This window comes from Arthrobacter endolithicus (assembly GCF_026627425.1).
Lineage (GTDB): Bacteria > Actinomycetota > Actinomycetes > Actinomycetales > Micrococcaceae > Arthrobacter_M.
This window is the reverse complement of sequence record NZ_JAPNLH010000020.1, coordinates 1-13,300: the sequence shown is the minus strand read 5'-3', so window position 1 is coordinate 13,300 and position 13,300 is coordinate 1. Positions and strand designations below refer to the sequence as shown.

The 13,300-nt window shown below is 60.8% G+C and carries 13 protein-coding genes and 1 pseudogene; 8 read left to right on the top strand and 6 right to left on the bottom strand.

All coding sequences use genetic code 11. From position 1 onward, the window contains the following. Positions 1 to 79 precede the first annotated feature (79 nt). Complete coding sequence (locus tag OS914_RS15110; RefSeq protein ID WP_267546893.1) at positions 80 to 526, bottom strand: DUF6226 family protein; 447 nt, start codon at positions 524 to 526, stop codon at positions 80 to 82. A 285-nt stretch (positions 527 to 811) separates the two neighbouring features. Between OS914_RS15110 and OS914_RS15105 the strand changes: the two genes are divergently transcribed. From OS914_RS15105 to OS914_RS15090, 4 genes are all read left to right on the top strand, one after another. After that, positions 812 to 1,240, top strand: a complete 429-nt coding sequence (locus OS914_RS15105) for a GNAT family N-acetyltransferase (protein ID WP_267546892.1) — start codon at positions 812 to 814, stop codon at positions 1,238 to 1,240. 41 nt (positions 1,241 to 1,281) lie between these two features. Beyond that, positions 1,282 to 1,629, top strand: a complete 348-nt coding sequence (locus OS914_RS15100) for a maleylpyruvate isomerase N-terminal domain-containing protein (RefSeq protein WP_267546891.1) — start codon at positions 1,282 to 1,284, stop codon at positions 1,627 to 1,629. Positions 1,630 to 1,997: 368 nt separating this feature from the next. Further along, positions 1,998 to 2,522 carry a P-loop nucleotide/nucleoside kinase family protein gene (locus OS914_RS15095; protein ID WP_267546890.1) on the top strand — a complete coding sequence of 175 codons (525 nt, stop codon included), beginning with the start codon at positions 1,998 to 2,000 and terminating at the stop codon, positions 2,520 to 2,522. A gap of 358 nt (positions 2,523 to 2,880) precedes the next feature. Continuing rightward, on the top strand, positions 2,881 to 3,393 hold the full coding sequence (locus OS914_RS15090; protein WP_267546889.1) for a GNAT family N-acetyltransferase: 513 nt from the start codon (positions 2,881 to 2,883) through the stop codon (positions 3,391 to 3,393). A 244-nt stretch (positions 3,394 to 3,637) separates the two neighbouring features. Here OS914_RS15090 and OS914_RS15085 read toward each other — a convergent pair whose 3' ends face one another. Together OS914_RS15085 and OS914_RS15080 are read right to left on the bottom strand one after the other, a co-directional pair. Then, entirely contained in the window at positions 3,638 to 4,648 is a 1,011-nt protein-coding gene (locus OS914_RS15085) for an NAD(P)/FAD-dependent oxidoreductase (protein ID WP_267546888.1), read from the bottom strand. Beyond that, positions 4,645 to 5,388, bottom strand: a pseudogene (locus OS914_RS15080) (class I SAM-dependent methyltransferase); the annotation flags it as partial. The gene OS914_RS15085 and the pseudogene OS914_RS15080, both read right to left, overlap by 4 nt. Before the next feature lie 254 nt (positions 5,389 to 5,642). Between OS914_RS15080 and OS914_RS15075 the strand changes: the two are divergent. Continuing rightward, positions 5,643 to 6,218 (top strand): helix-turn-helix domain-containing protein, encoded by a 576-nt coding sequence (locus OS914_RS15075; protein ID WP_267546887.1) that lies wholly within the window; start codon positions 5,643 to 5,645, stop codon positions 6,216 to 6,218. A gap of 314 nt (positions 6,219 to 6,532) precedes the next feature. Then, on the top strand, positions 6,533 to 7,480 hold the full coding sequence (locus tag OS914_RS15070; RefSeq protein WP_267546886.1) for an NADP-dependent oxidoreductase: 948 nt from the start codon (positions 6,533 to 6,535) through the stop codon (positions 7,478 to 7,480). On the opposite strand, the gene OS914_RS15065 is transcribed toward OS914_RS15070, so the two are convergent. Then, positions 7,454 to 8,308, bottom strand: a complete 855-nt coding sequence (locus OS914_RS15065; protein WP_267546885.1) for an NmrA/HSCARG family protein — start codon at positions 8,306 to 8,308, stop codon at positions 7,454 to 7,456. The genes OS914_RS15070 and OS914_RS15065 overlap by 27 nt on opposite strands. A 93-nt stretch (positions 8,309 to 8,401) precedes the next feature. Between OS914_RS15065 and OS914_RS15060 the strand changes: the two genes are divergently transcribed. Next, on the top strand, positions 8,402 to 9,730 hold the full coding sequence (locus OS914_RS15060) for an FAD-binding oxidoreductase (RefSeq protein WP_267546884.1): 1,329 nt from the start codon (positions 8,402 to 8,404) through the stop codon (positions 9,728 to 9,730). On the opposite strand, the gene OS914_RS15055 is transcribed toward OS914_RS15060, so the two are convergent. Next, a complete protein-coding gene (locus OS914_RS15055) occupies positions 9,727 to 10,383 on the bottom strand; it encodes a TetR/AcrR family transcriptional regulator (protein ID WP_267546883.1) in 657 nt (218 codons plus the stop codon). The two genes, OS914_RS15060 and OS914_RS15055, sit on opposite strands and share 4 nt — an antisense overlap. Before the next feature lie 330 nt (positions 10,384 to 10,713). Then, positions 10,714 to 11,172: a MarR family winged helix-turn-helix transcriptional regulator gene (locus tag OS914_RS15050; protein WP_267546882.1), complete on the bottom strand. Its 459-nt coding sequence runs from the start codon at positions 11,170 to 11,172 to the stop codon at positions 10,714 to 10,716. A gap of 63 nt (positions 11,173 to 11,235) precedes the next feature. Between OS914_RS15050 and OS914_RS15045 the strand changes: the two genes are divergently transcribed. Next, entirely contained in the window at positions 11,236 to 11,604 is a 369-nt protein-coding gene (locus OS914_RS15045; RefSeq protein WP_267546881.1) for a VOC family protein, read from the top strand. Positions 11,605 to 13,300 lie beyond the last annotated feature (1,696 nt).

Below are 13,300 nucleotides of genomic sequence, written 5' to 3'. Positions count from 1 at the left end.
GTTACTACGGACCGTAGCTACGATTTCGGAGCAGTGTGCAGGAAGTCATCGCAATATTTAGCTCGTAACTGAACGTGTATTATTCGTCATCGGTCAACGGGACACGTGCTGGCCGAGTCTCGGTAGCGGATCGGCCAGCAAGATTATCGCAAAATGAGTAGTCGACATGGTCGGTGCGAGTTGGCGTCTCTATTGCTGCAGTGGACGCTGTCCTAGACAGAACTTGTTGCCTTCCGGATCGCTCATGACGGTCCAGACGGCGCCCCCTCGTCGTGGTCAGACAATTTACTGGCGCCGAGACGTGAAGGTACGCGCCAGGGAACTTCGTGAGAACAAATGAAAGCGTTGCCGTTGCTGGGTCACGAGGAACGACCCGTACCGCTCGAACAACATCATTTGGCAAGTGGAGGAGATCATCAGCGACCCCCGGGTCTTGCTCAACGCTCACCTCGAAGTTGCTCTGCAGCCATTCGATGAGCGCGCCGGCCACCGCGTGCAGAGGCGTGTCGAGTCGGGGTCTCGACATCGAATCGCTCTTGCTCGTATTTGAGCTTTTGACGTTCGAGTCCCTCGGTGGCGAAAGCCGAAAAGGGTTGTGCTCTGAAAAGGCCCATTCCGCCGCTGCGGCCAGCGCTTGGCTGGCGGGTCCTTAGCCGCTCACGCCGCGGGCGAGCAAAGGGTAAGTCCATGCGGTGTCGTGCCGATGTTCGATGTTGCTGATGCACACGTTCCCAACGGCTCGCCATCTTGGTCGCATGGATACGGCCATTCTCGGAACAAAAGGCACGGGTCAAAATGGAACACTGGAGACATGAACTTTGCCGACAACTTCGACCTGATTCCAGATCCTCCCGCGCTGGAAGAGTATCTCGCACTGCGAAAGGACGCGGGCCTGTCGCAGAAGACCCCCGAACAGGGTGCTGCTGCCCTGACCGGAAGCTGGTTCTTTTGCCATGTTCGGGACAGAGAGGCCGGCCGTGCCGTGGCCATGGGCCGGGTTATTGGCGACGGTGGTTGGTGCTTTCACATCGCGGACATGGCGACACTTCCAGAATTCCAAGGCAGAGGCCTGGGCCGGCGGGTCATTGACACATTAGTGGCGCAAATTCGCCAAGGTGCCCCGGAAAACCCCTACATCACCCTGATTGCTGACCCTCCAGGCAGGCGCTTGTATGAGCAGGCCGGCTTCACCGAGATCAACCCGTCGCGCGGGATGGAACTTCCATGGGTGCGGTCATGACAAAGCGCTGACCACCGTGGGAAAAGATGACCTGCAAACGAGTGACGGAGCACGCATCCCAATTGTGCCGCCAAGCGCAGGCACGCTTGATGCATCGGGTGGTACAGCTCACCGACAAGGACATTCGGTCACCAAGTCTTTTACCCGACTGGACCGTTGGCCATGTACTGACCCATCTGGCTCGTAATGCTGATGCCCACTCGCGCCGTTTATCAGGTGCTCTGCATGGACGAGACGTTCCAAAATACGAAAGCGGTCAGGAGCAACGTCGTAACGAGATTCAGGAAGGATCCACGCGCTCCGCCCGTGAGATTATCGCCGACCTCAACGTGAGCATGTCGCATCTCGAAGAGATCTTTACCCAGTGCACAAGTAGCAGGGTGGCCTAATTGCCATTTCCTCGGCGGAGGGCACTACGGTGCAGCTGGCTGCCCCGCGCACAGGCTGCGCGAAGTGGAAATGCACCACGTCGATCTCGGCCTCGGCTACACCCCTTCGGATTGGCCGGACGAGTACGTGGCCTGGGATCTACCCGTGTTATTCGCTACAGCCCCGGAACGGCTGGGATCATCCAGTGAAAGACGGTCTCTCATGGCGTGGCTTGCCGGTCGTGGGCCGTTAGATGCGTCGACAACACTGTCTCCCTGGTGAGCTAAGCCCTCGGCCTGCACAAACGACACAGCTGACCCGCTGACTGTTCCGCACGCCACAAGGGAACCCTGAACGGACGGCATTCCGTGAAGGGTAACAATAGATCATGGCTGAATCTGTGATCTTGGTAAATGGTCTTCCTGGGGCTGGCAAAAGCACCTTGAGTAATCTGCTGGGCGAAGAGTTGGGCGTGCCAGTTGTGTCGAAAGACAGGATCAAGGAGGCCCTTGCAGATATCTGTCTGGGCAAAGTGGGTAGCGGCAGGCTTGGCCAGATTGCTTCGGAAACTATGTGGCAGGTGATATCAGCGGTTCCGGGGACGGTGATCGCCGAGTCTTGGTGGTACCGGCCGCGTGATCTTGCCTTTGTGTGTGAAGGAATAGCCCAGTCGAGTAGTCCCAAAATTGTAGAAATCTGGTGTGACGTTTCTTCCAGCCTGGCGTGGAAGAGATACTCGGACCGCCAACGCCACGAGACTCATCCCACGGGGATCACTTCAGAACCGGAGTGGGCCGCTTGGTCGGCCAATGCGGCCCCACTGGGCATAGCGCGGATCGTCAGGATCGATACTTCCTCGCCGGTCGACGTACCGGCCCTGGTCGGCATGCTATCCACCACCGTGGATGTCTAGGAGCACATCAATTATTCCAACACCAGGCTCTTCGCCTCCGGGGCACCACTGCTGGCGCGGGACCTCATGAAACACTGCCAAACATTTCTCGGACCCCGCCCCAGCCCGTTCCGCTAGTGGAACGCTAACTGGGACGATCGCCGCGGGCGCAAGTCCTTTGTGAGGGGAGGACCTACTTTTAGCTTTGGACTAATTGCTAAGGCACGCGCCGGTCCGACATGTATCGTGATGCCATGGATCCTCCGGTGAGCAGGGACGTAAATCACCGATCTAGAACTGAGATGGTCTGAGCCAGCAAATCTTGCGCTTCACCTAGAGACCGCTTAGACCCCACCCAGCTACTGTAAGGAAGGACGAGATGTCCGAAAATGGTCTCATGGCAATCTCTCAAACGGCCATAGAGTTCCGCATCATGCTTCCGGACATCGCGCGGGAGATCGCAGATGAGTGGAAATATTCTCCCCCCTACGACTTCTACAACGCCGATGCCGATCCAGGTGATTATAGGGAGTTCATTGATCCGACCTTTTGGCCGGAGTATTTCTATGGCGCGTACGTCCGAGGGGAGTTGATCGGCTTCTTCCAGGTGGACGTAAGGGGAACGTTCTGTGAGATCTCATTGGGGATGAGGCCCGACCTTACGGGCAACGGTCTGGGACGAGCATTTGTAGATGCTTGCATTGGTCAGACTGTTGCTGACTTGGGCTCGGAACGGACGTTGTCTCTGTCAGTTGCATCGTTCAACAAGCGCGCCATCCGGGTGTACGAGGCCGCGGGGTTTGTGAAGAAGCGGTCGTTCATCCAGGCCACAAATGGAGGATCGTATCCCTTTGTCGAAATGAATACAGAAACTCATGAAGAGCAGAAATGACGGCGGCGCACCCGTGACTCCGGTGGTGGTGGCGCTTTTGCAGCGGGTGATGAAGGTCGTGGATCGGGTCGCCAACCTATCGGATTGGAAACGCGACCCATTCAGCGACAGCTCCTCCGTAAACCGAACCTTCACTGCGACGCTTGCGTCCAGTTCCCCACTCGATTTGTGGGCCACGTGGACGAGTAGTGTGACGCTCGCTTCTCTCAGTGGCAGCTGGCTCGGTTGGCTGGAGCGACCGCCATCAGATCCCGTGTCGCCGGTCGCCGAGAATCGCCTCGCAATTCTCGGCTTCCATTGCAGCTGAGAATGGCTTGCGCCGCGCACGGACGGCCTGCGCGAGGTCGGCGGCGGCGAGATCGCCGTGGACGGCGCTGCCCACCGTCACTCCTGAGGCGGCCGAGGCCGCTACCATCGTCATGATTTCGCTCGCATTCCCCGCCGCCCAGACGCCGGGCACGGCAGTTGTTCCGCGCGGATCGGCCGGGATCTGTTCGAAGAACGGTGACGTCGTTCGGTTACCCCCGAGCGCTTCGTAGAGTGCGGTCCGCGCTATGAACCGGGGTGCAACAACGGCAGCGTCTATTTCGAAGGACCGGCCGCCCTCGATCTCGACCGCTCGCACCTGTGTGCCCTCCACGAGGAGACGCTCGACCCGTGGTGTCACGACGTCTACTCCCAGGGCCGCGAGTTGTTCCCGTTGCTCGTCGGTCGGATTGGGCGCATCGTGGATGAAAAATGTGACATCATCGCTGAGTTGGCTAAATAGCAGCACCTGATGGAACGAGTTCTCGTTGCAACCAAGCACCGCGATGCGTTGGTCTCGTACCTCCCAGCCGTGGCAGAACGCGCAGTGAAGGACACTGTGGCCCCACGCAGCCTCGATGCCTGGGACAGCAGGCAACTCGTCGATGAGCCCGGTTGCGAGGACAACTCGACGAGCTTTGACGTGGAGCGCTTCACCGTCGACCTCGATTGTGAAGTCGTCCAGCACGCCGGAGGCATTCGTGGCAGATCCTGTCACGATGTTCACTCCATAGGACTCGGCCTCAGCACGACCGCGGGCTAGCAGCTCAAGGGGCGAAATACCCTCTAGGCCGAGCACATTATGCGCACCAGCGGAGGGAGCGTTACGGGGTTGCCCAGCGTCGACGACGATGACGCTACGTCGTGAGCGTCCAAGCACGACAGCGGCGGCCAGTCCAGCGACGCCACCTCCAATTACTACTACATCAGCCTGCTTGTTGGTGGTCATTGGGTTGTTTCCTTCTCATTTGAATTAGTGCTAGTCGTTACAAGTTGGTCGACTGACCGCTTGTCCGGAAGTATCGGCTCGACGCTGGCCGGACGAACGGCGGTCCAGACGTCACGACTGGAGGTGAACCCGAGCTCAAAGGTTCCAGCTGCCAGTTCGGATATCGCGGCGTCAATCGCGGCGAGATCATCCGCGCACAGGTCATCGACGAGGATGGCCCGGTTGTGGGTCATTTGCAGCTCGAGATAGCGTGCACCATCTATCGTGTTCGCCGACGCATTGAAGGAAATTTCTAGGCGTTTGATTAGCGAAAACCCAGCCGCTTCAAGTGCCGTCATCCACTCGGCCGCCAATTGGTATCCGGGTGCGGGGAGTCCACCGGCAAGACGTTCGCCAAGGTCGCGGCTGCCCGTGCCTAGGTCGGCGGGCTCGTATGTTGTCGCCCCGCTCGGCTCGATGACGATGAGCACACCGCCCGGGCGCAGTACTTCGAATACCTGCCTCAGAACCTGCACGGGGCGGGTTACGTGGTGCAACGAGAGCGCCGCCCAGGCGAGGTCGATGCTGGCCGGTATAACCGCAGGCCAGTCGCCATCGAGGTTAACCAAGTGCGTCTCGACCCGGTCAGCGACCTCACCCGCCGCTGCCGCGGCACGCAGACGGACGAGCATTGTGGGTGAGGAGTCGAGACCGTGAATCTGGGCGTCTGGGAAGCGGGTCGCGAGAGCAAGAGTTTTTTTCCCGTTCCGGCACCAAGGTCGACAACGACACGCGGCTCAGTGCCGAGAGCATCGGATGCGGCATTCAGCGCTGCCACCAACACCTGTGCACTTAGCGTAGCGTCGAGGTCTAAAAATTCGGCAAGACCGGCGTCATGCTCCGGTGCGAATCCGCGTTCGGGTAGGTCGTGAGGTGAATGGTGCACAGTGGTGTGGGTTTGGGTCACGGTAATCAGGTTATCGCAGCAATCCGTTTTCGGCATAGGCTATTGCGTATGACGCAAGAATTGCTTGATGAGATCGTCCGCCAACGAATTCGAAGCCTTCGCGTGGCCCGGGGTTGGACCCTCGATACGCTCGCCGGCCGCTGCTACCTGTCGGCGTCTACGCTGAGCCGCATCGAGACGGGCCATCGCCGTATCGCGCTCGATCAGCTCTTGCCGATCGCTCAGGCGCTTGGCACGACGCTCGACCAGCTCGTTGAGCCTGAGGGCGACGATGACGTTGTCATCCGCCCCGAGCCCGAGACAAGCGCCGGTTCGACCGTGTGGGTTCTCTCGCGCGAGCGCGATCGCCGCGGCGTCACGATCGCCAAAATGCGGATCACTCCCGACCGCGCGGTAAACGAGACGCAGGTGCACCCGGGATACGAATGGTTCACCGTGCTCAGCGGAACTATCCGACTGCGCCTTGGGGAGCGGACAATCCTGGTCCACGAAGGGCAGGCGGCCGAGTTCTCCACGATGACCCCACACTCCATAGAGGCGCACGAGGGGCCCGTGGAGTTGCTGACGATCTTCGATCGCGACGGGGAGCGAGCTCACCTGCCAGGCCACCAACACCGGCGATGAGTCTGAAAAGGTGGCCCGCCTAACCTGATGACCACCCCTCAGGCGCAGACCCCGACGTCATTGCTCTCCTGCCTAACCACCCGGGCATCCCACTCAACTTCGACTGGGGTAGGTGAACCCTCCGGTCGGCGAAGGCTGCGCCCGGTAGCCGGACCTCACCGGACTCCCGGCTAACGATCAGCGAGCTGGCCCTGTCCCAAATAGATTCGCTCGTGACATCGTCCTGCGTTAGTATGCTGAGTATTGCCGAATACGGAATAAATCATCCGGTTTCCGGTTTTTGTAGCTTTAGTGATCATGCAAAAAGGAGCGCTATGCCTCGCGCAGTGCAATTCGGGTCTTACGGCGGTCTCGAGGTCTTGGAGATTCGCGAAGTATCGATGCCGTCCCCGCAAAACGGTGAAATCGTTGTCCGCGTGCGTGCGGCCGGTGTCAATCCGGGTGAGGCAGCCATCCGTGAGGGCCTGATGGACGCGATGAATCCTGCGCATTTTCCTTCTGGTCAAGGCACCGAATTCTCGGGAGTGGTTGTGGCGGTGGCTGACAATGTGACCGGTGTCACCGTCGATGACGTGGTAATCGGCTTCTCCGACGGTCGTGACGCTCAGGCCGATTTTGTGCGGGTGCCGATCACCAACGTTCTGACGAAGCCGGAAAATATCGACTGGGAGACTGCAGCGGTGATCCCGATCACTGGTGCCACAGCAACGTCGATGATTCAAGCGGTGAAAATTGCCAAAGGGGACACCGTCGTTGTCGCGGGCGGCGCGGGCGGCGTTGGTGCCACCGTGGTGCAACTCGCCATTCTGGCCGGGGCTCGTGTTATTGCGACTGCTGGGGTCAGTGATCAGGAGGCCGTCCGCCAACTCGGCGCCACGCCGGTCGTCTACGGTGACGGCGTGCTTGAGCGCATTCAGGCGGCTGCTCCTGGCGGGGTCGATGCGTTTCTTGACACGCATGGGGACGGCAATGCGGATCTTGCGATTGCGCTCGGCGTTTCGCCCGACCGAATCGATACGATCATCGACTTCGCGGCCGGCCAGCGGCTCGGGATCCTCACCCAGGGCATGTACCAACTCGCGGACATTCGAGCCACTGTCGTCCAATTCGCTGATCTGGTTGCTTCCGGCGCGGTTACCGTCCCGATTCGTGCTCGTTTCCCTCTCAAGGAGGTTCGAGAGGCTTACCTCGAGTTGGCGGGCGGGCGTGGCATCGGCAAAGTCGTGCTGGACGTCTCATTTGAGTCGAAGCCAGGCGACTAGATCGAGCACGTCGGGATCGATTCGTTTGGTTGCGGTGAAGTTGGCCTGGTAGGCGGGCGTGTCCACGAACCATCGGAACATGGCCTGTCGATCGGTGTCGGCGCCGAACACGCTAAGGGGGACGCTTTGAAATTGCCCGGGCTTGCCGAGGTGCTCGCCGATTCGCTGAGCGATAGCTTCACAGGTGAGTTCGTCGCCCGCGATCTCGATGGCACCGTCGGGCAACAGGGCGGGGTTGAGGAGGACCTCGGCGGCAACGATTCCGATGTCGCGGACCGAGACCATCTGTAGGGGCACATTGCCAGGCATGGGAAGCCGAAGTACGAACTCGGTGTCGCCGCTTGGCACCAGCGAGCGGGCGAGATTCTCCAGGAAGAACGTTGGTCGGACGAACGACACCGGAACGACATCGGTCAAGGCTTTCTCGACAAGTCGCTTGCTTTCAAAGTGCGGGACACCGCTGTTGCGTTCGGCCCCGCCGACGGAGGAATACACGACGCGTGGGACTTTCGCGTGTTGCGCAGCGTCGGCGATGGCGCGGCCGCGGATAATCTCACCGTCCGTCCCGCCGTCGCTCTCGTCGTAGGTGGTCATCAGGAACAACCCGCTCACATCGGCCAACGCCGACGCAATCGAGTCGACTTCGTCCAGGTCGCCGTGAACGAGACTCACCCCTCGCGCAGCGAGAGCTCGGCTCCTATCAGATTCGGGGTTTCGCACTATGGCGCGCACGTTGGCGCCACGGTCGAGAAGTGCATCAACCACGGCGCCTCCTTGCTGCCCGGTAGCACCGATGACAGCATAGGGAGGCGCGGTCTTTTCAGTCATACTTAAAGTATCCCACAGAAGCGGACGATTTCGTCCCCTAGGCGATGTTGTCCACCGGACGGTCACCGCCACCCTCGATGAATGGAGTCCGGCATGAGCGAATCGGTCCAGCTTTACCCGCCCGCATCGCCTGAGTATGTGGCGGGAACGAGTGCGGATAATTCCAGTGGAACCCAGGAACCGGCGTTCGTCGCGAAGCCGGCGACCGCCGCGGAGGTCAGTGAAGTCGTTGTTCAGGCCGCTCGTCGAGGCCTGAAGGTCATGCCGCAGGCGACGGGGCACGGTGCGGGTGGCCATGTGGGGAACAACACGATCATCATCGATACGTCAGGTCTGCGCGAACTGACGATCGACCCTGATGCACGGACGGCATCAGCTGGCGCTGGGCTGACCTGGGGAGAAATCAACCCCAAAGCTGAGGTTCACGGGCTGATGGGTCTGGCTGGCTCATCGCCCACCGTTGCCGTGGGCGGCTACACGTTCGGGGGCGGGTTTGGGTGGTTGACTCGCCCGTTCGGGGCTGCCAGTTCGGCCCTGCGTTCGGTCGAATACGTCGACGGCAAGGGCAACCTTCGCCTCGCTACCGACGATGCAGTGGATCCGATGGACCGTGATGCTCTCTGGGCGTTCCGCGGTGGTGGTGGCGTCGGGATTGCAACGCACCTCGACTTCGATCTCGTGCCGATTAACGACCTGCACGCCGGCTATCTGCTCTGGCCGATCGAGGCCCTGGACGACGTCGTTCAGGCCTGGGCTGCTTCACTCGCTGAGGTTGGCGCGTCTGTTGCAGCAAGCATTGCCGTGTTGCACACACCTCCCGCGCCAAACTTCCCGAAGGAGCTCCAGGGTGTACCGGTCGTCCATCTGGCGGTGGCATCAAGCGACGGCGAAGCGGGGGCGCTGCCCCTGCTGGATGCTGTGCGTCGCGTCATTGCGCCGACCGTCGACACCTGGGGTCCGACCGACGCGTCCGGATTGGCGACCATTCACCTGGATCCTCCGATGGCTGTCCCTGCAATCGGCCTAGCCCGCTGGCTCGGCCCCGTCACCGGTCAAGTTGCTGCCGACATCCTGCGCACGGCCGCACCAGCGGAATCGGCACTGGCGATGATCGAGATCCGGTCACTTGATAACGATGCCCGCACCCGCGACGGTGCCGAGACAGCCGTCCAGGGACCGTTTGTGGTGCACGCGGTGGGCGCCCTCATCGGGCCGAACACTCGCGAACACATCAACAAGGCTTTCGCGACAGTTCGTAGGGCCGCCGCCATCGTGGATCTTGGGCTGAGCCTCGGCTCCTGGGCGGAGGGGAGTGATTCGGTTCCCGACGCGTTGCCCGAAGGCCTGCGTCAGCGAGTGGCCCACATTGCGGACACCGTTGATCCTGACGGCGTGATCAGTCGTTCCCGCTACCTCGGCTAAGAGTTTTCATCCGCCTCAAGTCGAAACGATGCTTCGATATCGGATTGCTCCACCGCAGGTCCTGGAAGATTCGCTCCAGCAGCAAGCCCGGCCAGGAACAACGCAATGTGCCGATTTGCGCTTCTGTGCCAATGTGAAGTGAAGTGAAGTGGCTGGGTGATGAGGGCGCTGCAGACGATGATGTCGGTGGCGTTGGCATCGTGCCGGATCGATCCGTCAACGCGCCCCTCATTGAGAAACTCTTCAAGCGTGCTATCGATCGTCGCCCGCTTCTGAATTGCATCGCCATCCATGATGGGCGCAGCGCCGTGCAAAGGAAGGATGAGTTGGTCGGCGATCTCCAGTGAGTCGGTGAGGAAACGCTCAATGGCCTCGAGGCCTCCAACCCCATCAGTCCGAATTGACTCCAGAATCGTAATGAGACTGTCGTAAGCCCGGTGCTCGAGCTCGCGCATCAGCGCACTACGGTCAGGAAACGAGCGATAAAAGGTTGCGACACCAAGGCCCGCCTCCTGCGCGATCATCCGAACAGGGACATTGAAACCGTCCCGTGCGATCATCGACAACGCCGACGCAATCAGTCGCTCTCGGTTCCGCGCCGCATCCCGACGATGGACTCGCGGCCCAGCCTCGTCTACAGCGCTCTCCTCCATCACCCCACCTTGCCACATCCGCGGCCACCCTGTGCAGCGGATAAGTCTCCGCTAACTACCCCAGCAGCGACGCCAAAACTATTCAGCGCTGACCGACAGTTCAGCCCAGATCTGGGCCGCCGTTGGTGAGGTCGCCGGACAAGACGGGCCCCAATGCATCGCTGTCGGGAGAGAGCACCCGAGATCACATTCGCCCCGAGGCACCGCCCGATAGCGGGACCGCTAACCACGCAGATTCGAGTCGAGACCCAGCCGGCATGCTCTGGCCAGGACTTGTGTCACAAGGGAACGTCCTGCGTTCGCGATGGCTGACGTGCCCACCGGAACGATTTACGCACCCTCGTTATCGTCGCGCAAGGAGTGGATCATGCTCTGCAGGATCCTGAACGCACCCGACTGCTCGTCCTCCGACATGCCGCCCAGCATCCTGACTTCGACGGATCGGACCGCAACGGTCGCCGTCTCTAGCCTCCGGCGACCGCGTGGCGTGAGCCGGGCGGGAAGAACTTTCCCGACAGGGGCCTCCGCCGGCCTGCTCACGTAGCCATCTCGTTCCAAACTTTGCAGCAGCACGTTCATCGACTGCCGCGTCACGAATGCTCCCCGCGCGAGCTCCGAGTTCGACAGGCCCGGGCGCTGTGCCAGAAGCTCGAGGCAGGAGTAGTGCGTCACGGTCATCCCGAGCGGCCGCAGCACTGCCTCCATGGCAGCGCGAAGGGCACTTGCCGCCTCCTTCAGCACGAAGCCCAGTGACGTCTCTAGGACGACGCCGATAAAGTCTTGACTCATGTCAGTATTCTGACATAGATTGATCGGTGTCAGAAAACAGACACACCAATAAGGAGCATCATAATGCCTGCCACCGGCCCCGACTTCATCTCCCTCCAGGCTCGCGACCTCGACGCGTCGCAGGCGTTCTACGAGAAGTACCTCAGCCTCGTCCGCTCTCAGGCCGGCCCTCCCCATGCTGTCGTCTTCGAGACGACGCCAATCGCGTTCGCACTGCGAGACATCGTTCCCGGCACCGATCTTGCGTCCGTTGCTCAGCCCGGCATCGGTGCCGCGATCTGGCTCCATGCCACCGATGTCCAAGCCATTCACGACGCTCTCCTCTCCGACGGCCACACGATCGTCTCGGCTCCGATCGACGGCCCCTTCGGTCGCACGTTCACCTTTGCCGACCCCGACGGCTACCAGATCACCCTCCACGACCGCGCCTAAGACGCCGAACGCCGCCACAGCCCAACCGTCGCCAGTTGGCGATCGCATGCGGATCTCAAACGTCTCGTAAGGGGTGACCCGTATGAGGGTCCCCCTGCGGCGGGTGGATCGCATATAGCAACGGTGGGAGCAAGATCGATGGTGTTGTCCGGAGGGGAACGCTCCGCGGGACGGGTGGAAACACCGCAAGTAACCCAGGTGTTGGTTGAAGCCGCCCGGCAGACCAGAGCCGCTAGCAGCACGCGGACGAAGAAAATGACCGATGTGAAGAGCTGCGTGATCAGGCTGGCCTCAAATATGACTTGGCCAAGCGATGAGAAGGGCTGTAGGTCTCGACGGCGTGGCCAATAGGGAGGCGGTGCAGGCGCGGTTGAGTGCCAACCTAGGCCGGGGAACCCCACCCAGCGCGGTAGTGGCCAAGGCCTCCGGAAAGACATCCAAGGCACGCAAGTCGCGCGGGAGAACCGGGCCGGCGCAAGTCGACTTGACGAGATTTCAGAGAGTGGCTATATTTTTTCTCGTCAGAAAAAGAGAACGGAAGTTCCCCCGCTCACAGTAGGTGAAGTTGCTTGTCTAGGGGGAAGCACCGTTGCAGTAGTACCTGGTCGTCGGACAGCTTGAGACGGCCAGAGCAACACCAGTAGTACCGGACCGTCAAGTAGTAGGAGGCGGACATAGCAGTGCCGCAGTACCTGGTCGTCGGACAGCTTGAGACGGCCAGAGCAACACCAGTAACACCTGGTCGTCGGACAGCTTGAGACGGCCAGAGCAGTACCGGTAACGCGGGGCGGGCAAGTTGAGAGCATCTTTATGCACTCCTTGCCCGCCCCTAACGTTCGGGTCTGCTGGCCGGCACAGATGGGGTCGCCGCAGAAAACGGCATAAGTCGTGCGACAGGTTCAAGCGGTCAACGCAACGCCTTGTCACTGGACCTCGCCCAGAGCCTGTCCGTAGCGGGAACGCTTTGCGGGACAGTTTCATAGGTTCATGCCGGGATGGAGCGCTGAGGACGGGTCCTCAGGTGGGTGTTCGGCCGCCATAGGGGGTCAGCTTCCGCAGTCCATGTGCGGATACAGGGGTGGCTTACTGGTAACCGTACGTATTCGTTTCGAAACTATTCAACAGTACTTGTTGTGACTTTGGAACGGATCGCAGGTTGTCATCGCCTGCACTGCGGCCGGAGGTTGTTGTCGCCGCGGAGTTTGGGTTCGATCTTTGGACCACGAGGAGCGGGCGGAAAGCCATCAACCTGTCCAAACGGAGCTCACGGGGCGTCTCAGTGTTTACCCATTGGGGCCAGCCTGTCCTGGCGCCCGTAATCGGGGGCACTGGCCCGGGCGTAACACTACCCTTCCGGTTTTCCGCGTTTTTGGGGAAACGCGCTCGAAGATTTTGGCCGAAGTTCACGCAGTCCCGCGCCGATCATGAGCGGCGCGACCACTGAGTGGCACTCCCAGTCCCAGGATCTAGCCGGCGCCGTGTGGGAAATGAATCCATAAGGTGAACTGCCCCGGGTTTAATGGAGGGTGTTGAATCCTTGAAAGGATGAGCACCATGCCAGCACCGAAAAAATATCCAGATGAGCTTCGCCAGCGGGCAGTCCGCCTCGTGATGGACGCCCAGAAGAATCCCAGTGGCGGCCGTGGTGCGTGCACCAGGATCGGTGCGCAGCTGGGCATCCCAGCGGACACGATCC